This is a genomic window from Leucobacter sp. PH1c (assembly GCF_000633415.1).
In the GTDB taxonomy this organism is placed as follows: Bacteria; Actinomycetota; Actinomycetes; order Actinomycetales; family Microbacteriaceae; genus Leucobacter.
Genome location: NZ_AYMV01000032.1, coordinates 1 through 20,728 on the forward strand (window position 1 = coordinate 1; position 20,728 = coordinate 20,728).

General features: G+C 72.5%; 21 protein-coding genes. 10 read left to right on the forward strand and 11 right to left on the reverse strand.

Annotated features, from left to right (window positions below):
• The 4 genes from U874_RS0111145 to hisC all read right to left on the reverse strand — a co-directional run.
• The coding region (locus U874_RS0111145) for an ATP-binding cassette domain-containing protein (protein ID WP_025134617.1) at nucleotides 1-398 on the reverse strand (398 nt) is incomplete at its 3' end.
• 6 nt (nucleotides 399-404) lie between these two features.
• A complete protein-coding gene (locus U874_RS0111150; RefSeq protein WP_025134618.1) occupies nucleotides 405-1,355 on the reverse strand; it encodes an ABC transporter permease in 951 nt (316 codons plus the stop codon).
• Between the two features lie 2 nt (nucleotides 1,356-1,357).
• Complete coding sequence (locus U874_RS0111155) at nucleotides 1,358-2,368, reverse strand: ABC transporter substrate-binding protein (protein ID WP_025134619.1); 1,011 nt, start codon at nucleotides 2,366-2,368, stop codon at nucleotides 1,358-1,360.
• A gap of 304 nt (nucleotides 2,369-2,672) precedes the next feature.
• On the reverse strand, nucleotides 2,673-3,761 hold the full coding sequence (hisC, locus tag U874_RS0111160; protein WP_025134620.1) for a histidinol-phosphate transaminase: 1,089 nt from the start codon (nucleotides 3,759-3,761) through the stop codon (nucleotides 2,673-2,675).
• 176 nt (nucleotides 3,762-3,937) lie between these two features.
• Here hisC and U874_RS0111165 point away from each other — a divergent pair, with 176 nt between their 5' ends.
• Nucleotides 3,938-4,411, forward strand: coding sequence for an Lrp/AsnC family transcriptional regulator (locus U874_RS0111165; protein ID WP_025134621.1), 474 nt, complete (start codon nucleotides 3,938-3,940; stop codon nucleotides 4,409-4,411).
• Here the strand turns inward: U874_RS0111165 and U874_RS0111170 are convergent.
• Entirely contained in the window at nucleotides 4,408-4,965 is a 558-nt protein-coding gene (locus U874_RS0111170; protein WP_025134622.1) for a YbhB/YbcL family Raf kinase inhibitor-like protein, read from the reverse strand. The two genes, U874_RS0111165 and U874_RS0111170, sit on opposite strands and share 4 nt — an antisense overlap.
• Before the next feature lie 173 nt (nucleotides 4,966-5,138).
• On the opposite strand from U874_RS0111170, the gene U874_RS14415 reads away from it, so the two are divergent.
• Nucleotides 5,139-5,918 (forward strand): FadR/GntR family transcriptional regulator, encoded by a 780-nt coding sequence (locus U874_RS14415; protein WP_025134623.1) that lies wholly within the window; start codon nucleotides 5,139-5,141, stop codon nucleotides 5,916-5,918.
• 23 nt (nucleotides 5,919-5,941) lie between these two features.
• Here the strand turns inward: U874_RS14415 and U874_RS0111180 are convergent, their stop codons facing one another.
• A complete protein-coding gene (locus tag U874_RS0111180) occupies nucleotides 5,942-6,778 on the reverse strand; it encodes a TipAS antibiotic-recognition domain-containing protein (RefSeq protein ID WP_025134624.1) in 837 nt (278 codons plus the stop codon).
• Nucleotides 6,779-6,904: 126 nt separating this feature from the next.
• On the opposite strand from U874_RS0111180, the gene U874_RS0111185 reads away from it, so the two are divergent.
• The gene (locus U874_RS0111185) at nucleotides 6,905-7,843 is read left to right on the forward strand and encodes a rhodanese-related sulfurtransferase (RefSeq protein WP_025134625.1); all 939 of its coding nucleotides are present in this window, start codon (nucleotides 6,905-6,907) and stop codon (nucleotides 7,841-7,843) included.
• Here the strand turns inward: U874_RS0111185 and U874_RS0111190 are convergent.
• Nucleotides 7,840-8,460, reverse strand: coding sequence for a TetR/AcrR family transcriptional regulator (locus tag U874_RS0111190; protein WP_025134626.1), 621 nt, complete (start codon nucleotides 8,458-8,460; stop codon nucleotides 7,840-7,842). The two genes, U874_RS0111185 and U874_RS0111190, sit on opposite strands and share 4 nt — an antisense overlap.
• Before the next feature lie 65 nt (nucleotides 8,461-8,525).
• On the opposite strand from U874_RS0111190, the gene U874_RS0111195 reads away from it, so the two are divergent.
• Nucleotides 8,526-9,161 carry an NAD(P)H-dependent oxidoreductase gene (locus tag U874_RS0111195; protein ID WP_025134627.1) on the forward strand — a complete coding sequence of 212 codons (636 nt, stop codon included), beginning with the start codon at nucleotides 8,526-8,528 and terminating at the stop codon, nucleotides 9,159-9,161.
• Nucleotides 9,158-10,045, forward strand: a complete 888-nt coding sequence (locus tag U874_RS0111200) for a hypothetical protein (protein ID WP_025134628.1) — start codon at nucleotides 9,158-9,160, stop codon at nucleotides 10,043-10,045. The genes U874_RS0111195 and U874_RS0111200 overlap by 4 nt, the downstream gene beginning before the upstream one ends.
• 1 nt (nucleotide 10,046) lies before the next feature.
• Here U874_RS0111200 and U874_RS14420 read toward each other — a convergent pair whose 3' ends face one another.
• Together U874_RS14420 and U874_RS0111210 are read right to left on the reverse strand one after the other, a co-directional pair.
• Nucleotides 10,047-11,525, reverse strand: coding sequence for a CoA transferase (locus tag U874_RS14420; protein ID WP_025134629.1), 1,479 nt, complete (start codon nucleotides 11,523-11,525; stop codon nucleotides 10,047-10,049).
• A gap of 13 nt (nucleotides 11,526-11,538) precedes the next feature.
• Entirely contained in the window at nucleotides 11,539-13,515 is a 1,977-nt protein-coding gene (locus tag U874_RS0111210; protein WP_025134630.1) for a M13 family metallopeptidase, read from the reverse strand.
• A gap of 90 nt (nucleotides 13,516-13,605) precedes the next feature.
• On the opposite strand from U874_RS0111210, the gene U874_RS0111215 reads away from it, so the two are divergent.
• Genes U874_RS0111215 through nucS form a run of 3 tightly spaced genes read left to right on the forward strand, consistent with a single transcriptional unit; the run spans nucleotide 13,606 to nucleotide 17,063 of the window.
• The gene (locus U874_RS0111215) at nucleotides 13,606-14,949 is read left to right on the forward strand and encodes an MATE family efflux transporter (protein ID WP_025134631.1); all 1,344 of its coding nucleotides are present in this window, start codon (nucleotides 13,606-13,608) and stop codon (nucleotides 14,947-14,949) included.
• Between the two features lie 58 nt (nucleotides 14,950-15,007).
• Nucleotides 15,008-16,360 (forward strand): MFS transporter, encoded by a 1,353-nt coding sequence (locus U874_RS0111220; RefSeq protein ID WP_025134632.1) that lies wholly within the window; start codon nucleotides 15,008-15,010, stop codon nucleotides 16,358-16,360.
• Nucleotides 16,361-16,370: 10 nt separating this feature from the next.
• Entirely contained in the window at nucleotides 16,371-17,063 is a 693-nt protein-coding gene (nucS, locus tag U874_RS0111225) for an endonuclease NucS (protein WP_025134633.1), read from the forward strand.
• 240 nt (nucleotides 17,064-17,303) lie between these two features.
• On the opposite strand, the gene U874_RS0111230 is transcribed toward nucS, so the two are convergent.
• Nucleotides 17,304-17,501: a hypothetical protein gene (locus tag U874_RS0111230; protein ID WP_025134634.1), complete on the reverse strand. Its 198-nt coding sequence runs from the start codon at nucleotides 17,499-17,501 to the stop codon at nucleotides 17,304-17,306.
• A gap of 149 nt (nucleotides 17,502-17,650) precedes the next feature.
• Between U874_RS0111230 and U874_RS0111235 the strand changes: the two genes are divergently transcribed.
• Nucleotides 17,651-19,180: an SDR family NAD(P)-dependent oxidoreductase gene (locus U874_RS0111235; protein ID WP_025134635.1), complete on the forward strand. Its 1,530-nt coding sequence runs from the start codon at nucleotides 17,651-17,653 to the stop codon at nucleotides 19,178-19,180.
• Between the two features lie 81 nt (nucleotides 19,181-19,261).
• Here the strand turns inward: U874_RS0111235 and U874_RS14425 are convergent, their stop codons facing one another.
• On the reverse strand, nucleotides 19,262-19,906 hold the full coding sequence (locus tag U874_RS14425; protein WP_025134636.1) for a TetR/AcrR family transcriptional regulator: 645 nt from the start codon (nucleotides 19,904-19,906) through the stop codon (nucleotides 19,262-19,264).
• Nucleotides 19,907-20,007: 101 nt separating this feature from the next.
• On the opposite strand from U874_RS14425, the gene U874_RS0111245 reads away from it, so the two are divergent.
• Nucleotides 20,008-20,721 (forward strand): biotin transporter BioY, encoded by a 714-nt coding sequence (locus U874_RS0111245; RefSeq protein ID WP_025134637.1) that lies wholly within the window; start codon nucleotides 20,008-20,010, stop codon nucleotides 20,719-20,721.
• The last annotated feature ends 7 nt before the right edge of the window (nucleotides 20,722-20,728 follow it).

The following is a 20,728-nucleotide window of genomic DNA, read 5'->3' on the forward strand; positions in this document are numbered from 1 at the left end:
GACTTCAGCTCCTCGATGAACAGCTCGCGGCGCGCCTTCGTGAGTCCGAGGCCGAGGCCGCGCGACTTGCCGCGCTGGAGCGCGAGCGCGAGGTTCTGCTCGATCGTGAGATCCGGTGCCGTGCCCGCCATCGGGTCCTGGAACACGCGGCCGACGTAGCGCGCCCGCTGGTACTCCTTGAGCTTCGAAACGGGGTTGCCGTCGATGCTCAGTTCCCCCGTGTCGACGGTGTAGCGGCCGGCGATCGCGTTGAGCAGCGTCGACTTGCCCGCGCCGTTCGAGCCGATCACGGTGACGAAGTCGCCCTCATCAAGCTTCAGGCTGAGGTCAACGAGCGCCTTGCGCTCGTTGATCGTGCCGGCGAAGAACGTCTTCGAGATCCGGTCAATGTTCAGCATGGTCTCTTACCTCTCCACCGGGACGGTCACGCCCGTAGTTGCCGATGCCACCGGGTCCGGTGCCGGATCCCCGCCGCGCTTGTTGCCGCGGTCGCGCAGCGAGGGTAGCTTCTTCAGGAAGCCCCAGCGCGGGAGCAGCAGCGCCGCGACCACGAGGACCGCGGTGACGAGCTTCATGTCGTTCGGGTTGAGCCCGGCCTGCAGTGCGAAGAAGATGATGAGGCGGTAGATGATGGCGCCCAGCACGACGGCGAGGCTCGCGAGCCAGATGAAGCGCTGGCCGAAGATCGCCTGCCCGAGAATCACGGAGGCGAGGCCGATCAGGATGAGGCCAATGCCCATGCTGATGTCGGCGAAGCCCTGGTACTGCGCCACGAGCGCGCCGCAGAGGGCCACGAGCCCGTTCGAGAGCGCGAGGGTGAGGATCTTCGTGCCGTCGGTGTTGACGCCGAAGCTGCGGATCATCTGCTCGTTGTTGCCCGTGGCCTGGATCGAGAGCCCGAGGTCGGTCGAGAGGAACCAGTCGATCACGATCTTGAGGAGGATGACGGCGACCAGGATGATGCCGATGCCCGCCCAGGTGCCGAGTACGCCCGCGTCCTTGAGCGGCGTGAAGATCGTCTCCGCGCGCAACAGGGGCAGATTGGCCTTCCCCATGATGCGGAGGTTGATCGACCACAGCGCGATCATCGTGAGGATACCGGCGAGCAGGCCGTCGATCCGGCCCTTTGTGTGCAGGAGGCCCGTGATGGCGCCAGCGACGAGGCCGGCGGCGCCGCCCGCGAGCGTGGCGAGCACGGGGTTCTGCCCCGCGGTGATGAGGGAGGCGGCCACGGCCGCGCCGGTCGTGAAGCTGCCGTCGACCGTGAGGTCGGGGAAGTTGAGGACGCGGAAGGTGAGGTACACGCCCAGCGCCATCACGCCATAGATGAGGCCAAGCTCGATTGCGCCGATCATGGTTACTTCACCACGTTTCCTGCGCGCTCGACGAGCGCCGCGGGCAGCTCGACGCCGAAGCGCTTCGCCGCGTCCGGGTTGATGGTGAGCTCGAGGTCCTTCGAGGTCTCCACCGGCATGGTCGCGGGATCGGCGCCGTCCTTCAGGATCCGGATCGCCATCTCGCCCGTCTGCATGCCGAGCTTCGTGTAGTCGATGCCGACCGTTGCGGCCGCGCCGCCCTCGACGTGCGTCGAGTCGGAGCCGACCACGAGGATCCCCTTGTCCTCGGCGACACCCACGATGGCGCCGATGCCCGAGGCGACGAGGTTGTCGCTCGGCGTGTAGATCGCGTCGACGTCGCCGAGCGACTCGGTCGCCTGCATCAGCTCGGACGCGTTCGTGACGGTTGCTTCGACGACCTCGATGCCGTGCTTCTTCGCCGCCTCGCGGGCGAGCTCCACCTGCACCTGCGAGTTGACCTCGCCCGAGCCGTAGACCATGCCGATCTTCTTCGTGTCGGGCTTGATCTCGGTGATGAGGTCGATCTGCTCCGCGACGGGGCTGAGGTCGCTCGTGCCCGTCACGTTGCCGCCGGGCTTCTCGTTCGAGGCGACGAGGTCGGCTGCAACCGCGTCGGTGACGGCGGTGAAGAGCACCGGCACGTCGGTGAGGTTCTGGGCCGCGGCCTGAGCCGAGGGCGTCGCGATGGCGAGGGCCAGGTCCACGCCGTCGCTCGCGAAGGTCTGCGCGATCGTCGTCGCGGTCGCGACCTCGGCGTTCGCGTTCTTCACATCGAAGGTGACGGTCTCGCCCTCGACGTAGCCGGCGTCGATGAAGGCCTGCTTGAAGCCCTCCGCCGCCGCGTCGAGCGCGGGGTGCTGCACGAACTGGCTGATGCCGATCGTGACCGAGTCGGCGTCCCCGCCGCCCTGCTCCCCCGCACCCGAGGTGCAGCCGCTCAGTACGAGCGCAGCCGCCGCGGCCAGTCCGGCGACACCGAGCGCCCGGGTCCGAAAGCGTGTGCTTGCCATGGGTGTTCCTCACTCCAGTGTGATGATCCTCGGGCGATGCTGCGCCGAGGGTTCCTGCTCGACGCCATGGTGACATCGATGTCCGTTGCTCGATCGTAGTGAGCTTCCGATTCCGAGTAAACCTGACAGGTAAACGGTAGACAGATATGACAAATCGGACAGCACAATCGAGATATTGCTAGTCAAGTTGCTCGGTTTTCCGCATCTCGTTCAGTGCGGCGCCGAGCCGAGCGCGCGGCGGGCCCCGGCGGCCGGAGTACCGAGCGGACCTCCCTGTCCGCCCGCGCGCCGGCCGCCGCGCCGGTTAGGCTGCGCCGCCGATGCCCTCGGCGCGCACGGCCTCGATCACGAGATCGTTCTCCGAGGGATCCCCGATCGAGATGCGCACGCCCTCGCCCGCGAACGCGCGCGCCGAGATCCCGTGCCGTTCGAGCGCCGCGGCCGCGTCGGCCGTCGCCTCGCCGAGCGGGAGCCACACGAAGTTCGCCTGCGAGGGCACCACGGCGACCCCGGCATCGCGGAGCGCGCGCGTGAGGCGATCCCGCTCGAGCACCATCTCGTCGATGCGCACCTGGAGCTCGCCCTCCGCCTCGAGCGAGGCGACGGCGGCCTCCTGCGCGAGGCGCGTCACCGCGAACGGGATGGCGACCTTCCGGAGCGCCTCCGCGACGGCGTCGGGCGCGATCGCGTACCCGACGCGGAGGCCCGCGAGCCCGTACGCCTTCGAGAAGGTGTGGAGCACCGCGACGTTGTCGTAGCGGCGGAAGAAGTCGATCCCGCTCGGGGAGTCGGCGTCCACGTCGAAGTGCACGTACGCCTCGTCCACCACGACGAGCACGTCGCTCGGCACGCGCGCCATGAACGCCTCGAGCTCCTCCGCCGACACGACCGTGCCGGTCGGGTTGTTCGGGTTGCACACGAAGATCAGGCGCGTGCGGTCCGTGATGGCATCGGCCATGGCCGCGAGATCGTGGCGCGCGTCCGCGTCGAGGGGCACCTCGACGGGCACGGCGCCCGCGACGCGGACGAGGATCGGGTAGGCCTCGAACGAGCGCCAGGCGAACATCACCTCGTCGCCGGGACCGGCGAGCGCGTGGATCAGCTGCGCGGCGACCTCGACCGAGCCGGAGCCGAGCGCGAGGTTGTCGGGCGAGACGTCGAAGCGAGCGGCGAGCGCCTCCGTGAGCTCCGCGGCGGCGATGCTCGGGTAGCGGCTGATCGACTCCGGGAGCGCCGCGGCGAGGCGACGCACGACCGAGGGCAGGGGCGCGTAGGGGTTCTCGTTCGACGAGAGCTTCACGCTCCGCCCGTCCGGGCCGACGGGCGCCGGCTTCCCCGCGCGGTACGCCGCGACCAGTTCGAGCCCCGGCCGGAACTGCGTCACCTTCGACATGCTCACTCCTTCAGATTGCATCGTTGCCGCGCCCCACCGGGGCGAGCCTGCTGACCGAGCCACTCTAGGGAGCCCGCAGCGGCACGTCAAACGGTACAAGAAACGCTCGACATTGTGCTCAGTTCGTATAGCCTGATCACGGAATCTTGGTACAGAATGCCACGTCAAGGAGGATCATGAGCATCGACCAACTGGATGCCAGGCTCATCACGCTCATCAGCGAGAACGCGGGGATCTCCGTCGTGGAGTGCGCCCGCCGCCTCGGCGTCGCCCGCGCCACCGCCCAGGGCCGTCTCGACCGCCTCCGCCGCACGGGCGTGATCGCGTCCGAGGCGCCACAGATCGACCCGGCCGCGCTCGGCTACCCGCTCCGCACTTTCTGCACGATCCAGATCCTCCAGTCGGTGGGCCACCAGCGGGTCGCCGAGGGCCTCGCGCGGATCCCGGAGCTGCTCGAGCTGCACACGATCACGGGCGACTACGACATGATGGCGACGATCGTCTCGCGCTCGACGCACGATCTGCAGCGCGTGCTCGACCTGATCTCGCACACCGAGGGCGTTGCCCGGGCCTCGACGCGGCTCGCACTCGAGAGCCACTTCAAGAACCGGACGCTGCCGCTCGTGCGCAGCACCGCTCCCGAGAGCTAGGCCGCCTGGCCGTACTCCCCGGTCGCCACGATGATCGCGCGGGCCAGCACGGCGTCGCGCATCAGGAAGCCCAGCACGGCGGGCGTCGCCTGCGGGTCGACGTCGATGTGCTCGACGTCGAGCGCGTGCACCACGAACCAGTAGTGGTGCACCCCCGTGCCCTCGGGCGGCGCCGCACCCGTGAAGGCGGGCTCGCGGAGCTCGTTCGGCATCGTCACCGCGCCCTCGGGGAGCAACTCGCCGCCCGGGGCGCCCGCACCCGCGGCGAGCTCGGTGACCGAGGCCGGCAGATTCGCCACCGACCAGTGCCAGAACCCGGAGCCCGTCGGGGCGTCCGGATCGAAGCAGGTCACCACGAAGCTGCGGGTCTCCTCGGGGAAGCCGGACCAGCTGAGCTGCGGCGAGCGGTTCGAGCCGCCCGCCCCGGCCGCGTAGAGCTCGGCGGGCAGCGGCTCGCCGTCCTGGATATCGGTGCTCGCGAGGGTGAAACTCGGGACCTGGCGCATCCCCGCGTACGGGTTGAGCGCGCCGCGCCCCTGCTGTGCATGCGTCATATTCATGGCCTCAATGCTCGGGCGCCGGGCGCGACCCCGGGGGCGGGATCCGCTTCCGGCGCTGGTGTCGTGGGGCTCAGCATACGGGCCTGCGTACCCCGAAGGCGAGAGGCCGCGCCCGGTATACTGGGCCTCGGATCGGCGTGCCTGCGCCGAAGAATTCCGGGGTGACCATGGCAGTGACGACTGGCTCCGAGCGCGCTCGCGCGACGCTCGCCTTCCTGCGCCGCAAGATCACGACGGGCGAGTGGCCGGTGGGCAGCCGGATCCCGATCGAGCCCGAGCTCGCCGAGCAGACCGGCGTCGGGCGCTCCACGGTGCGCGAGGCCGTGCGCTCGCTCGCGAGCATCGGCATGATCGAGACGCTCCCGGGGCGCGGCACCTTCGTGCGCTCCGCGGCGCCCACGAGCACGCTCCTCAACGAGTTCCTCACCGACTTCACGCTCGAAGAGATCCTCAGCTACCGCCGCGCGCTCGAGATCGAGGCGGCGCAGCAGGCGGCGATCCACCGCACCGAGGAGGACGTCGCCGCGCTCGAGCAGGCGGCCGCCGAGGAGGTGGGGTGCACCCGCTGCCCCGTGCTCGGCTTCGCCGACGGCGCCGACTCGGCGTTCGACAGCAAGTTCCATCGGCTCGTCTTCGACGCGGCGAAGAACCGCCTCCTCGCCTCGCTCTACGCGGGGATCAACGACCGCCTGCGCACGCCCGAGCACCGCGGGCGTCTCGCGAACGTCGCGACGGGCGCCGAGATGGAGCGGGATCACGCCCGCGTCCTCGACGCGATCCGCCGCCGCGACTTCATCGACGCCGTCCACGCGATGGTCGACCACGTCGATCACGATGTCGTGATCGTGAACGACCAGCACGAGGTCGTGCCGCCGCTCACGCGCACGCCCGAGCAGCAGCAGCGCATCGACAGCGCGCGCGAGGCGGCCGAGCGGGCCCAGGTCTAGCGACCCGGGGCCGCTCCCCGCGCTCAGCGGGGATCGAGCTCGCGGGCTGCGTAGGCCTCGAGCGCGTCGCGCACGAACGCGGCGCCCGCCGCCCCTCCGTAGTTGGCGGCGAACCGCTCGTCGGCGACGTACATCGTCCCGAGGCCCCGCAGGTACGCGGCCAGGTCGCCCTCGGGGCTCGCCGCCGGGGTCCCCGGCACGCTGCGCAGCCAGGCCACGTGGCGCGCGGCGAGCTCCTGGCCGGCAGCTCCCTCGGGCGCCGCGCCGGCCTCGGCCGCCGCGATCCAGTCGGCGTTGAGCGCGGCCACGCGCCGCATCCACGCGCCGCGGTCGGCCTCGGCGAGCCCGCCCCACCAGCGCTCCCCCGCCCGGGCGGCGTCCTCGCCCCAGCGGGCGGCCACCTCCTCGCGGTGCTGCGCGTGGTCGAAGCCATCGAACATGTTCTCGGACATCAGATCTCCTTCGGTGTGCGGTGCGGAGGACGGGGCGCGGCCGAGGGCCGCGATCGTGCGCTCGACGGCACCGATCTGCGCGTCGACGCGATCGCGCTCGCCGCGCAGCAGTTCCAGATGGGCGCCGAGGATCCGCGCTTCCGCGGCCTCGGCGGTCTCCCCGCGGGCGGCCCGGTGCGCCGCCTCCGCGTCCTGCGCGGCGAGCACCTCCCCGATCGCGGCGAGCCCGAGCCCGAGCCCGCGCAGCAGCAACACGCGCTGCAGCCGCACGAGCGCGCGATCGTCGTAGAAGCGATAGCCGCTCGCGCCGATCCGGCTCGGGGGCACGAGGCCGATCCGGTCGTAGTGGCGCAGCGTGCGCGAGGTTGTCCCCGCGGCGCGCGCCACCTCCTGGATCGAGCGTTCCATGCGCTCCCCCTTCCTCCGGGCGGCGCCCCTGCGGCGCCGTCGCACTCACCGTACGAGTTGACGTTACGTCAAGGTCAAGCCCCGTGCGCGCAGCCCCGCCCCGGCCCGGGCGCGTACCATGATCGGGTGACCGCCAAGATCCTGCTCTACTACGCCTTCGCCCCCATCACGGACCCGGAGGCCGTCCGCCTGTGGCAGCGCGAGCTGTGCGAGTCGCTCGGCCTGCGCGGGCGCATCATCATCTCGAAGCACGGCATCAACGGCACCGTCGGCGGCGAGCTCGACGCCTGCAAGCAGTACGCCAGGCGCACCCGCGAGTACGGGCCGCTCTCCGGCCTCGAGGTCAAGTGGAGCGACGGCACGGGCTTCGTCGCGAGCGAGCCCGAGCTGCTCCACGGCGTGGATCGCGGGGCGCCCTGGAAGCGCTCCGCCGATTTCCCGAAGCTGAGCGTCAAGGTGCGCGACGAGCTCGTCGCGTTCGGCATCCCGGACGAGACCGTGGTCGACGAGAATGGCGTGGTGGGCGGCGGCACGCACCTCTCCCCCGCGGCCGTGAACGCCCTCGTGGCCGAGCGCGGCGACGACGTCGTGTTCTTCGACGGCCGCAACGCGTGGGAGGCCGAGATCGGCCGCTTCCGCGGCGCCGTGGTGCCCGAGACGCGCACCACCCACGACTTCATCACGCAGATCGAGAGCGGCGCCTTCGACGCGCTCAAGGGGCGCCCCGTCGTGACGTACTGCACGGGCGGCATCCGCTGCGAGATCCTCTCGGCGGCGATGATCGAGCGCGGCTTCTCCGAGGTGTACCAGGTCGAGGGCGGCATCGTGAAGTACGGCGAGGCGTTCGGCAACGATGGCCTGTGGGAGGGCTCGCTCGCGGTGTTCGACGGGCGCGAAGCGATGGACTTCGCCCCGGGCGCCGCCCGGCTCGGCCGCTGCACGGTCTGCGGCGAGCACTCGACCGAGCTGCCGAACTGCGCGGATCCAGAGTGCCGGGCCCGCTTCGTGGCCTGCGCCGCTCACGGCGCGGTGCGCTGCCCGGCGCACGAGTCGGCCGCGGTCTAAGCGAGGCGGCCCGGCACCCCCGCGGCGCCCCCGCCCGGGGCGGCTGGTTCCGGTGCGAGCATGCGGGCGAGCGCCGCCTCGGCGGCGGCGAGCGCCTCGGGCTCGGTGAAGTGGCCAGCAGCGCTCAGCGTGCCGAGGCCGTGCACGAGCCCCCACGCCGCGCGGATGTCCGCGGCCGTGCCGAGCCCCGCCGCAGCGCAGCTCGCCGCGAGCGCGCCCTCGAGCCGATCGATCAGCGGCGCCATGGTCGCGGTGGGCCGCCCCGGGATGCACACCTGCGGGTCATAAACGACGGCGAAGGCGTGCGGGCGCTCCACGGCGAAGCGGAGGTAGGCGGCGCCACCGGCCCGCAGCGCCGCGGCGGGCGAGGTCTCGGCCGCGATCGCGCGCTCGACCGCATCGGTGAGCTCGGCCATGCTGCGCTCGGCGAGTACCCGCAGGAGGCCCAGGCGGTCGCGGAAGTGGTGATACGGCGCGTTGTGGCTCACGTCTGCCGCGCGCGCGACCTCGCGCAGGCTGATCTCGGCGGCCGGCATGCGCTCGAGCAGCTGCAGCGCCGCGCCCTCGAGCACCTCGGCGAGATTGCCGTGGTGGTACGTCCCGCGTGAACTTGACATGCGCAACATTGTCTCCTATCTTGGCGTTGTCCACATTAGTTGACACTGTCAAGATAGGTGCGCGCATGCCCCCTGCCCTCGTGATCGACGGCCACCCCAACCCGGATTCGCTGACCGCCGAACTGGCCCGGCGCTACGCGGCGGCGCACGGCGACGCCCGCGTGCTGGCGCTCCGCGAGCTCGACTACGATCCGAACCTCCGGCTCGGGTACCGGGGCAGGATCCCGATCGAGCCCGAGCTGCAGGAGGCGCGCGATGCGCTGCACGCGGCCACGCGGATCGTGATCGTCGCGCCCATGTGGTGGGGCGGCGTGCCCGCGCTCCTCAAGGGCTTCTTCGACCGGGCGCTGCTCCCGGGCGACGAGTACCGGATGTCGCCGCGCGGGCTCCCCGTCGGCCTGCTGCGCGGACGGCCGGGCCGGTTCCTCATGCTCGCCGACACTCCGGCCCTCGGCCTCCCCGTCACCGGCAACGCCGCGGCCGGGCAGGTGGCGAGGCACACCATGCGCTTCGTGGGCGTGCGGCCGTTCCGCGTGCACCGGCTGCTCGGCGTCGGCACGGCGGGCGAGCGCCGGATCGCGCGGTGGCTCGACTGGGCCGCACGCCTGGGCGCGCGGGATGCGCGGGCGGACCGCCGTCGTGACGCTCTGAGCGATCGCATGCCGCCGCGCTCAGACGCGTCGCCTATCCTGCACGTGTGAACCCAGAGCACGAACACCGTTCGGCCGCCGCCCCCGAGGTCCGGCCCGAGCCGCGCTGGCTCCCGCCCGAGCCGTGGCCGCCCGAGCAGCCCTCGGCCGCGACGCTCACCCTCGTCGACCGCGCGGTCGACCGCGTGCTCGCGATCCAGCGGCCCCTCGTGCTCGCGCACCTCCGCCGCCTCGGCGCGAAGAAGCCTGGCATGACCCCAGCGCTCCTCTCGCGCGCGCTGGAGCGGCGCTACGTCGCCGCCGTGACGGCGGGCGGCGGCGGGGTCGGTGCGGCCGCGGCGATCCCCGGCGTCGGAACGATCGCCGCGCTCGGGATCGCGAGCGCGGAGACCGTGGGCTTCCTCGAGGCGACCGCGCTCTACGCGCACTCGCTCGCCGAGGTGCACGGCATCACGCTGCGGGATCCTGACCGGGCCCGCGCCCTCGTGCTCACCCTGTTGCTCGGCGACGAGGGCATCACGCTCCTGCGCCAGATCTCGCAGCAGGCGGGCGGCGGCGCCTCCCGCTCCTCCTTCTGGGGTGAGCTCGTCTCGTCGTCGCTGCCGCGCCAGCTCGTCGGGCCGCTCGCGGGGCAACTGAAAGACATGTTCATCCGCAAGGCGGCGAAGACCGGCGGCGCCTCGGTGGTGAGCAAGGCGATCCCGTTCGGCGTGGGCGCCGTGCTCGGCGGCTCGGGGAACTACGTGATGGCGCGGCGCGTGGTGGCACGCTCCCGCACCGCGTTCGGGCCCGCCCCGCACGCGCTCCCGCTGGAGCTCGCCGAGCTGCGGGCCGCAACGGCGGCGAAGCCGTCCCTGCGCCAACGGAATGCGGAACGCTCGGCGGAGCGACGGGTGCGCCGCGCGCTCCGCTCGGCCGACGCCCCGGCGGAGTGACTCAGGCCAGCCAGACGGCCTGATCCTCGCCCCACGGACGCCCGGCCCAGGGCTCGGGTTCGGGCTGCCAGCTCGGCCGGTACGGCGGACCGGCGAGCGCGAGCGCGCCCCACGGGCTCGGCGCGGACGGCTGCGCCAGGCTCGGATCGCGCGAGGGCTGCGGTTCGCCCGCGCCCCGCTCCGGGCTCGGCGCATGCTCCGCGCGGAGCAGCGCCCGGGCGATCCCCTCCAGCACCGTCTCCACCCGGCCGCCCGTGCCGCGCGCGAGGAGGCTCAGCACCCCCGCGGCAAGGAGCGCTCCCGCGGAGTGATCGAGCGCCTGAGCGGGGAGTTTCCCCGGTTCCCCGCCCGCGCCCGCCTCGTGCCACGCGATGCCGCTCGCGGCCTGGACCAGGCTGTCGAAGCCGCGCCGCGATCCCCACGCGCCGCCGTCCTCCCAGGCCGCGACCCGGGCAACCACCGCGCCCGGGTACGCGGCCGCGAGCTGCTCGGGATCGCAGCCGGCGTGCGCAAGAGCCCCCGGACGGGCCCCGCACACGATCACATCAGCCCCGGCTGCGAGCTCGCGCAGCGTGCGGGCATCGGCCCGCGCCCGGAGATCGAGCAGCGCGGAGCGCTTCCCGCGCCCCGTGTCCAACCACTGCCAGAGCGGCTCCGCGCGATCCGGGGCGTCAACACGCAGCACTTCGGCGCCGAGACTCGCGAGCGCCCGGGTGCCGACGGGGCCCGCGATCACGCGGGTGAGATCGAGCACCCGCACGCCCCGCAGCGGGAGCTCCGCGGGCGGGCGGGGTACGGGGGTTCGCGACACGGGGGTTCGCGACGCTGGGGTGCGGCGCGCGGCGGGGTGCCCGCTCGGAGTCACCTGCAGCCCGCCCGGGGGCCCGGCCGCCCGTTCGGGGGCGCGCTCGGCGGCGCGCTCGGCGGCGCGCTCGGCGGCGCGCTCGGCGGCGCGCTCGGCGGCCCACGTCGACGCGTCGCGCACCGCGACGGCGAGGCCGCCAGCCGCGAACACCGCGGCCTCGAGCTCGCGCGCCGAGCGGTCCCGGATCGCCTCCGCCGCACGCACGGCCGCGTCCGGCCCCTCGGCATCGATGCGGAGCACCCCGGCGAGCGCGGCCGCGTGCCACGGATAGTTCGCGTGCGTGCGCACCCACCCGTCCCCCGCGGCGAAGAATCCGCTGAGCGGCGCCCACGCGGGGAACGGCGCTCCACCGAGCCTGCCCAGCTGATCGCTGCGGAACGAGTCGGCGATGCGCTGCGGATCCAGCCGGATCACGGCCTCACTCGGCGCACCGGCTCGGGCCGAGCGGGCGAGGTCCATCGCTGCGGCCAGCACGGACACGGCGTCGGCGGCGAGCTCCCCGACCGGCAGCCGGGCGCTCAGCGGGGCGGGCGCGAGCGCCTCGCCCGTCTCGGAGGCGAAGCGCGCGGCGCCGATCCCGAGCTGGGAGAGCCACGCCGCACGGAACCGCCCCACGGGAGCCGCCGATCTACCAGATGCTGACGCGCTCGGCCGGATCGAGCCACAGCTCATCACCCGGCTGCGTGCCGTAGGCCTCGTGGAATGCGTCGAGGTTGCGCAGGATCTGGTTGCAGCGGAACTCGTTGGGCGAGTGCGGGTCGATCGTGAGGAGGCGCACCGTCTCCTCGGGCCGCGACTTCTGCTGCCACGCCTGCGCCCACGAGAGGAAGAACCGCTCGGCGCCGCTCAGGCCGTCGATCACCGGCGGCTCGGCGCCCTCGAGCGAGCGGAGGTAGGCCTTCCAGGCGATCTCGAGGCCCGACAGATCGCCGATGTTCTCTCCGATCGTCAGCTCGCCGTTCACCTTCTGCCCGTCCGCGCCCTCGGGCGAGAGTGCGTTGTACTGGCCGATGAGCGCGCTCGTCAGCTGCTCGAACGCCGCCCGGTCCTCCTCGGTCCACCAGTCGGTGAGGCGCCCCTCGCCGTCGTAGCGCGAGCCCTGGTCGTCGAAGCCGTGGCCGATCTCGTGCCCGATCACGGCGCCGATCGCCCCGAAGTTCGCCGCGGCCTCCGCACGCTTGTCGAAGAACGGGGGCTGCAGGATCGCGGCGGGGAACACGATCTCGTTGAAGCCGGGGTTGTAGTACGCGTTGACCGTCTGCGGGGTCATGAACCACTCGTCGCGGTCGATCGGCTTGCCCACCTTGCCGAGCTCGCGCACGAACTCCGCCTCGGAGACGCGGCGCGAGTTGCCCACGAGGTCGCCGGCATCGACGACGAGCGCGGAGTAGTCGCGCCACTTCACGGGGTACCCGATCTTCGGGGTGAAGCTGTTCAGCTTGTCGATCGCGCGAGCGCGGGTGTCCGCCCCCATCCAGGACAGCTGCTCGATCGAGTCGCGGTACGCCTCGATGAGGTGCGCGACCAGGCCGTCCATCTCCGCCTTCGCGTCCTCGTCGAAGTGGCGCTCGACGTAGATGCGCCCCACCGCCTCGCCCATGGCGCCCTCCACGAAGGAGACGCCCCGCCGCCAGCGCTCGCGCTGCTCGGGGGCGCCCGTGAGCGCGGTGCCGTAGAAGTCGAAGTTGGCGCGCGAGATCTCCTGTGAGAGGAGCGCCGCGGAGGAGCGCACGATGTTCCAGACGCTCCACGCCTTCCAGGCCTCGAGCTCCTCCTCCACGAGGAGGGCGGCGAGCCCCGTGAGCGCGTCCGGCTGCGCCGCGACGACCTCGGCGAACGCGGCCTCGGGGGCGCCCATCTCGGCGAGGTAGCCGGGCCAGTCGATCTGCGGCGTGAGCTCGCCGAGCTCGGCGAGCGTGCGCAGGTTGTAGAGCTTCTGGATGTCGCGGCTCGCCACCTTGTCCCAGTGGGAGGCCGCGATCCGGCGCTCGAGCTCGTAGCTCAGCTCGGCGAGGCGCTCCGCGTCGGCGACGCCCGCGAGCCCGAGCATGCGCGCGATGTGGGCGCGGTACTGCTCGCGGATCTCGGCGAACTGCTCCTCGCGGTAGTACGACTCGTCCGGCAGGCCGATCCCGCTCTGCATGACGAAGACGATGTAGCGCGCGGGGTCGCCCGGGTCGTTGTCGACGAACATGCCGAAGAAGCCGCCGAGCCCCCGCCGCTCAGAGCGGGCCTGGAACGCGATCAGCTCGGGGATCGACGCGACGGCGAGCGCCTCGGCGAGCTCCTCCTGGATCGGGCCGGCGCCGAGCGCGTCGACGCGCTCGGTGTCCATGAAGCTCGCGTAGAGGGCGGCCACCTGGTCGCTCTCGCCCGCGACGGGCGCGCCGGGAGCCGGGGCCGGGGTGCCCGTGATGATGTCGCGCACCGCCTCCTCGGCGTTCTCCGCGAGCACGGCGAAGGAGCCGTAGCGCGCCTTGTCCGCGGGGATCTCGGTGCGCGCGATCCACTTGCCGTTGACGTGGCGGAAGAGATCGTCCTGCGGACGGATCGCAGGGTCGAGTTCAGCGAGGTCGATGCCGGAGACGGGCGCTACGTTGCTCATGCGCACAGCCTAGCCGCGCCCCCTGACGCTTGTCCCGGATGCGCCGCAGCGCCGCTCCCCCGTGTCCGTGGTTCCCGGTACCGTACTCCCATGCCCTCCGAACCGCAGCCGCGCACCGCGCGGCGCCAGATCGACCGCCGCATCGCGGGTCTCGCCGTGCCCGCGCTCGGCGCGCTCGTCGCGGAGCCGCTCTTCCTCCTCGTCGACTCGGCGCTCGTCGGCCACCTGGGCATGTCCGCCCTCGCGGGTCTCGCGGTGGCGAGCGCGATCCTGCAGACCGCAGTCGGGCTCATGGTGTTCCTCGCCTACTCGACCACGCCGCTCGTCGCCCGCCGCCGGGGCGCCGGCGATCTCCGGGGCGCCGTGCAGGCCGGCATCGACGGGCTCTGGCTCGCGCTCGGCATCGGCGCGGTCGTCGGCGCGCTCATGTGGCTCGTCAGCGGGTCGCTCGTCGGCGCGTTCGGCGTCGACGCGGCCGCGGCCGAGCAGGCGCGCATCTTCCTCTCCGTCTCCTGCTTCGGCATCCCGGCCATGCTCGTCGTGTTCGCCGCGAGCGGCCTCCTCCGCGGCCTCCAGGACACGCGGACGCCGCTCGTGGTCGCCACCATCGGCTTCGCCGTGAATGCACTGCTGAACTGGTGGTTCATCTACGGGCTCGGCTTCGGGATCGCGGGCAGCGCGTGGGGCACGGTGCTCGCGCAGTGGGGCATGGTGCTCGTGTACCTCGCCGTGATCGTGCGGCACGCGCGGCGGGCGGGCGCGGGCTTCCTGCCCCGGCGCGATGGCCTCTCGAACGCCGGGCGCACGGGCGGGTGGCTCTTCATCCGCACCATCGGGCTGCGCGCGGCGCTGCTCGCAACGGTGTTCGCCGCGACGAGCCACGGCACGGCTGCCACGGCGGGATACCAGATCGTCTTCACCATCTTCTCGACGGCGGCCTTCGCCCTCGACGCGCTCGCGATCGCCGCGCAGGCCCTCGTCGGGGACGCGCTCGGCGCGCGGAACGCCGCGCGTGCGCGTCTCATCACGCGGCGCACGGTGTTCTGGGGCGTCGCCTGCGGGGCCGCGATCGGGCTCATCCTGGCGCTCGCGAGCCCGGTGCTGGGGCGCGTCTTCACGAGCGATGCCGCGGTGCTCGAGATCCTGCCGCCCGCGCTCCTCGTGCTCGGCATCTCGCTGCCGCTCGGCGGGCTCGTGTTCGTGCTCGACGGCATCCTCATGGGGGCGGGCGACGCCCGGTACCTCGCGTGGACGAGCATGGTCAACCTCGCGGCTTACCTCCCGGTGCTGTGGGCGCTCACGGTCGCCGTGCCGAGCGGAACGCCCGCGCTCATCGCGCTCACGGCCGGCTTCACGATCGTGTTCATGCTCGCCCGCGCCATCACGCTCGGCCTGCGCGCGCGGAGCGATCGCTGGGTGCGGCTCGGGGTGTGACCGCGCGGGCGCAGGGGTGCGGCACCGAGTGGACACCGGCGGCCCCTAGACTCTTCTGATGATCACCCCGAACGACGCGCTCCGCGCCCGTGCCGCCCGCCGCTGGACGCTCGGCGTCCTCGTCGTCTTCGCCCTCCTGGGTACGGGATTCGGCAGCTGGCTGAGCCGCCTGCCCGCGGTGCGGGATCACCTCGGCGCTACGACGATCGAGATGAGCGTGTTCGGGCTCACCCTCGCGCTCGGCTCGCTCACGGGCCTCATCTTCTCGGGCCGCACCGTGACGTGGCTCGGGCCGCAGCGCACGCTCGCGGTCGGCATCGTGGGCCAGGCGATCGCGATGCCCGCGGCCGCGTCGCTCTTCTGGATCGGGGCGCCGATCCCCGCAGCCGCCTGCCTCGCCCTGTTCGGGATCATGTTCGCCACCTCCGACGTCGCCATGAACGTGAGCGGCGCGGCGGCCGAGCGCGAACTCGGCCAGCCCCGGATGCCCCTCTTCCACGCCGCCTACAGCCTCGGCAGCGTGAGCTCGATGGGGATCGGCGCGCTCATGGAGACGCTCGGGGTCCCCGTGCCGCTCCACCTCTCCGCGCTCTTCGTACTGCTCCTCGTCGGCGTGCTCCTCGCACTCCGGGTCGTGCCGAACGCCGCGCAGGCGAGCGATGTCGAGCCGCACGCGAGCGTGCACACGGGCCCGATCCCGACCGTCACCGCCGCGGATCAGGCCGCGGCGGCGGCCGCGCAGGCGGCGCGCGCGGCCGAGCGGCGCCCGTACAGCCCCTGGCGCGATCCGCGGATCCTCATCATCGGCGGCATCGCCATGAGCATGAGCCTCGCGGAGGGCACGGCGAGCGACTGGCTGCCGCTCGCCCTCACCGACGGCCGCGGCTTCGCGAACGAGACCGCCGCGCTCACGCTCGGCGCGTTCTTCGTGTCGATGACCCTCACCCGCGTCGCCGGCTCGTGGCTGCTCGGCCGCTTCGGGCGCGTGCACGTGCTGCGTGGCGGCGCGCTGCTCGTCATCGCCGGGGTGATCCTCACGATCCTCGTCCCCGCCACCTGGGCGAGCGTCGCGGGCGCCGTGCTCTGGGGCATCGGCTGCGCGTTCGGCTTCCCGGTGGGGATCTCCGCGGCCGCGGACAACCCGCGCACCGCCGTCCGCGACGTCGCGGCGGTCTCCGCGATCGCCTACACGGCCTACCTGCTCGGCCCCATGCTCATCGGCTTCCTGGGCGAGCACTTCGGCCTGCTCCAGGCGTTCTGGCCGCTCGTCGCGTTCGCCGTCTTCGCGCTCGTCTTCGCGGGCACCGCGCGGGAGCCGAAGCGCGTCGATCCCGCTCCGCCCGGACCGGGCACGGGACGCGAATCTGCGGGCGGATCGGGCACAGCACCGAGCGGCGGGATCACCCGGTAAACTACGGCGGGTGCGAATCGTTGTTGCTGACTGCTCTGTCGACTATGCCGGCCGTCTCTCGGCCCACCTGCCGCGCGCGAAGCGCGTGCTCATGCTCAAAAACGACGGCAGCATCCTCGTCCACTCCGACGGCGGCTCGTACAAGCCGCTGAACTGGATGAGCCCGCCCTGCTCCCTCGAGACGCTCGAGCTGGAGGACGATCACCGCGAGGCCGGCGTCGTCGAGCAGTGGCAGGTCACGCACAAGAAGACCGCCGACAAGCTCGTCGTCTCGCTCTTCGAGATCATCCACGACTCGGCCTACGACCTGGGCGTCGACCCGGGTCTCATCAAGGACGGCGTCGAGGCTCACCTGCAGGAGCTGCTCGCCGAGCAGATCGAGCTCGCGGGCGAGGGCCACACGCTCGTGCGCCGCGAGTACATGACCGCGATCGGTCCCGTCGACATCCTCGCGAAGGACGCTAACGGCGGCTCGGTCGCGATCGAGATCAAGCGCCGGGGCGGCATCGACGGCGTCGAGCAGCTCACGCGCTACCTCGAGCTCATGAACCGCGACCCGAAGCTCGCGCCCGTCCAGGGCGTGTTCGCAGCGCAGGAGATCAAGCCGCAGGCGCGCACGCTCGCCGAGGACCGCGGGATCCGCTGCCTCGTGCTCGACTATGACGCGATGCGCGGCATGGAGGACAAGAACACGCTGTTCTAGCCGGGCGGCGGCTCGCGGGCGCGGCGCCCGGGTGCCGGCTCGCGCGGCCCGGCTCGCGCGGCGCACAGCACTGCGCCGCCCCTTTCCACGGAGAAATCTCGAAACTCGGTCGGATTCCCCTGAATCCCTCCGATATTTCGGATTTCTCCGTGGAAACGGAGCGGCGCCGTGGCTCGGGCCGGGCGTCTCGCCCCGCGCCGAGCAGTGATCACACGATCACACGATCACACGATCACGCGATCAGTTGTCGCGCATCTCGTCCTTCACGTCGTTCCGCGCCTTCACGGCGTCGCGCTCGGCCTCGGCCTTCTTCACCTCGGCCTCTGCCTGGAACTCGTCGATCTTGTCCTTGGCCTTGTCGATGCCGTCCTCGACGGCCTGACCGACCTTCTTCGCTGCTGCCTCGGCGTTCGCCTTCGCATCGTCAAGAAAACCCATGATGTGCCCCCATTCGTTCCCGGTTGGTGGACCACCAGTGTTGCGACCCGAACTGGAAGAACCAGCAACATCCGCTGAATGCGCGTGGAGGTGCGGGGTGTATTTTGACGCGGCGCCCCCGCCCAGGATCCTCCAGTAAAATCGACCCAATGACCGATACTCCGACTGGCCAGGCGCAGCCCGGCAGCTCCGTCGATCCGGCCGAACTCGAGATCGCGCTGCGCGTGCTCGCGCAGGCGCACACGCTCGACCCCGAGCATCCCGATCACGCCGCGCTGCGCCAGGCGACGTCGTCGATGTTCAAGGCGCAGAAGCGCGAGCGCCGGCGCACGAAGCGCGAGACGATCGCCGCGGCCGACCGGGCCGTGATCGCCGCAACCGCGACGGGGGCGTCCGACCGCATCGACGATGAGACGCGCGGCCTCCCGCTCACCTCGGGCACGACGGCGGCCTCCGCGGGCGAGCTGCTGAAGCCCCGCAACTGCTACATCTGCAAGCAGCCGTACACGCGGGTCGACGCGTTCTACCATCAGCTCTGCCCCGCCTGCGCGGCGTTCAGCCACGAGAAGCGGAATGCGCGGGCGGATCTCACGGGCAAGCGGGCGCTCCTCACGGGCGGCCGGGCGAAGATCGGCATGCACATCGCCCTGCGGCTGCTCCGGGACGGCGCGCACACGACCATCACGACGCGCTTCCCCCGGGACGCAGCCCGGCGCTTCGCCTCGCTCCCGGACTCCGCGGACTGGATCGACCGACTCCACATCGTGGGAATCGACCTGCGGGATCCCTCACAGGTGATCGCCCTCGCCGACTCGGTGGCCGCCCGCGGCCCGCTCGACATCCTCATCAACAACGCGGCGCAGACCGTGCGCCGCTCCCCCGGCTCGTACTCGCTGCTCGCCGACGCGGAGGCCCAGCCGCTCCCCGCGGGCGTCCTGCCCGAGATGGAGGTGTTCGGGCACCCGAGCGAGCTCCACCCGAAGGCGATCCAGTCGTCGGTGGACGCCGCGGGCGCCGTGTCGATCGACGCCACGCTGCCTTCATCCCTCACGGGCACGATCGCGGCCGGCCTCGCGCAGCACCGCTCGGCGACTGAGCTCACCGAGCTCGCTATGGCGCCCGGCTCCTCGTCGCTCGAGAAGCACGCGGACGGCTCGGCGATCGACGCGGGCGGGCTCGTGCCCGATGTGACGCACGTGAACAGCTGGGTGCAGAACGTGCAGGACGTCGATCCCCTCGAGATGCTCGAGGTGCAGCTGTGCAACACGACGGCACCGTTCATCCTGATCAGCCGCCTGCGCGCGGCGATGGCGTCCGCACCGGCGCGGCGCACCTACGTGGTGAACGTCTCGGCCATGGAGGGTCAGTTCTCGCGCCGCTACAAGGGGCCGGGCCACCCGCACACGAACATGGCGAAGGCCGCGCTGAACATGCTCACCCGCACGAGCGCGGGCGAGATGCTCGAGAGCGACGGGATCCTCATGACGGCGGTCGATACGGGCTGGATCACGGACGAGCGCCCGCACTACACGAAGGTGCGGCTGGCCGAGGAGGGCTTCCACGCCCCGCTCGACCTCGTCGACGGCGCCGCCCGCGTCTACGACCCGATCGTGCGCGGCGAGGCCGGCGAGGACCTCTTCGGCTGCTTCCTGAAGGACTACGAGCCGAGCCCCTGGTAGGCGTCTCGGCGCCCGAAGCCGCGGCGCCCCGGGCCCCTGGAACCCGGGAGGCCGGATCCCCGGAAACCGGGCGCCCGCGGCCTAGGCGAGCTGGGCGAGCCCCGCGAGGATGAGGTCGAGGCCGCGCCCGAACGAGGCGTCGAGGTCGGCGCCGAGCGGCGCCTCCGCGGCATCACCCGCGGCGCCACCGTCCTCCGCGCCACCGTCCTCCCCGGCAGCACCCGCCGCGGCCGCCGGGCCGCCCCCCGGCTCGGGATCGGCGACGAGCGCGCCGAGCGCCGCAGCCTGGCGGTGCGTCTGCGTGGACTGCGCGTGGCCGAAGGTGAAGAGCAGGAGGGTGCGTGCGCCGTCGCCGCCCACGAGCCGGGCGAGGCGCTCCTCCACCCGGGACCGCCCGAGCCGGAACGCCGCCGCGGTGGCGACCACGTCCGCGCCGTCGCGCACCGCGAGCATGGCCGTGCGGAGGTCCACGCAGAGCCGGCGGGCTGCTGCGGCAGCGGCCTCCGGGGTCTCGGCGCCGGCGCGGGCCTGCGCGACGCCCACGCCGCGCACGATCTCGTCGGCCATGAGCGCGAGCAGGCTCTGCTTGTTGGGCACGTGGTGGTAGAGCGCGCTGGGCTGCACGTCGAGCTCGGCGGCGACCCGGCGCATCGAGCAGTTCTCGAGCCCCTGCGCGTCGAGCACCCGCAGCGCCGCGGCGACGACATCGGCGAGAGAGTTGCGCATTCGCTCAGCCTAACGCTAACCTAAACACCATTCACCAGAACAGTGTTCAGGTGACCCGCCCGCGGCCCGCCCCCAGGTCGCCCGGACGCAGAAGGAATCTCATGACCCCCACCGCCTCAGCCCCCCGGCGCCGCACCAGCCCGGCGACCGATCTCGCGCTCATCGCGACCTTCGCCGGGCTCATCGCGGCGTGCGCGCTGCTCCCCGCCATCAACATCGGCGGCGCCGTGCCCATCACCCTCCAGACCTTCGGCGTCATGCTCTCGGGCGCGGTGCTCGGCGCCCGCCGCGGCTTCCTCGCCACGCTGCTCTACCTCGCGGTCGGCGCGATCGGCATCCCCGTCTTCGCCGGCGGCTCGGCGGGCCTCGCCCCCTTCGCCGGCCCCACGGTCGGCTACCTCGTGGCCTTCCCCTTCGCAGCCTTCGCCACGGGCTTCTTCGTCGAGCGCCTGCCGCGCACCCGCATCGCCGCGCGCGTTCCGCTCATCGTGCTCTCCGGCCTCGCCGCGAGCTTCCTCTTCATCCACCCGCTCGGCATCCTCGGCATGGCCTGGCGGGCCGACCTCACGCTCGGGCAGGCGCTCATCGCCGATCTGCCGTTCTGGCCGGGCGACGTGGTGAAGAACATCCTGATGGGGATCGTGGCCACGGCCGTGCACCGCGCGTTCCCCGGGCTGCTCCCCCGCCGCGCGCGCCGCGGCGGGGCCCCCGTCGACGCCGTGACGGCGGACGGCACGCCCGCAGACGCGACCGCGACCGCAGCAGCACCTGCAGACGCGACGGCCGACGACGCATCCGCGCAGCGCACCGCGTAGGATCGCC

Excerpts from the sequence above, each read along its gene's own strand:
- U874_RS0111215 (WP_025134631.1), top strand. The coding sequence starts at position 13,606 with ATGCCCTCCGAACCGCAGCCGCGCACCGCGCGGCGCCAGATCGACCGC.
- U874_RS0111220 (WP_025134632.1), top strand. The coding sequence starts at position 15,008 with ATGATCACCCCGAACGACGCGCTCCGCGCCCGTGCCGCCCGCCGCTGG.
- U874_RS0111165 (WP_025134621.1), top strand. The coding sequence starts at position 3,938 with ATGAGCATCGACCAACTGGATGCCAGGCTCATCACGCTCATCAGCGAG.
- U874_RS14425 (WP_025134636.1), bottom strand. The coding sequence starts at position 19,906 with ATGCGCAACTCTCTCGCCGATGTCGTCGCCGCGGCGCTGCGGGTGCTC.
- U874_RS0111155 (WP_025134619.1), bottom strand. The coding sequence starts at position 2,368 with ATGGCAAGCACACGCTTTCGGACCCGGGCGCTCGGTGTCGCCGGACTG.
- U874_RS0111150 (WP_025134618.1), bottom strand. The coding sequence starts at position 1,355 with ATGATCGGCGCAATCGAGCTTGGCCTCATCTATGGCGTGATGGCGCTG.
- U874_RS0111180 (WP_025134624.1), bottom strand. The coding sequence starts at position 6,778 with ATGGAACGCTCGATCCAGGAGGTGGCGCGCGCCGCGGGGACAACCTCG.
- U874_RS14415 (WP_025134623.1), top strand. The coding sequence starts at position 5,139 with ATGGCAGTGACGACTGGCTCCGAGCGCGCTCGCGCGACGCTCGCCTTC.
- U874_RS0111235 (WP_025134635.1), top strand. The coding sequence starts at position 17,651 with ATGACCGATACTCCGACTGGCCAGGCGCAGCCCGGCAGCTCCGTCGAT.
- U874_RS0111230 (WP_025134634.1), bottom strand. The coding sequence starts at position 17,501 with ATGGGTTTTCTTGACGATGCGAAGGCGAACGCCGAGGCAGCAGCGAAG.
- U874_RS0111170 (WP_025134622.1), bottom strand. The coding sequence starts at position 4,965 with ATGACGCATGCACAGCAGGGGCGCGGCGCGCTCAACCCGTACGCGGGG.
- U874_RS0111245 (WP_025134637.1), top strand. The coding sequence starts at position 20,008 with ATGACCCCCACCGCCTCAGCCCCCCGGCGCCGCACCAGCCCGGCGACC.
- hisC (WP_025134620.1), bottom strand. The coding sequence starts at position 3,761 with ATGTCGAAGGTGACGCAGTTCCGGCCGGGGCTCGAACTGGTCGCGGCG.
- U874_RS0111190 (WP_025134626.1), bottom strand. The coding sequence starts at position 8,460 with ATGTCAAGTTCACGCGGGACGTACCACCACGGCAATCTCGCCGAGGTG.
- U874_RS0111195 (WP_025134627.1), top strand. The coding sequence starts at position 8,526 with ATGCCCCCTGCCCTCGTGATCGACGGCCACCCCAACCCGGATTCGCTG.
- U874_RS0111210 (WP_025134630.1), bottom strand. The coding sequence starts at position 13,515 with ATGAGCAACGTAGCGCCCGTCTCCGGCATCGACCTCGCTGAACTCGAC.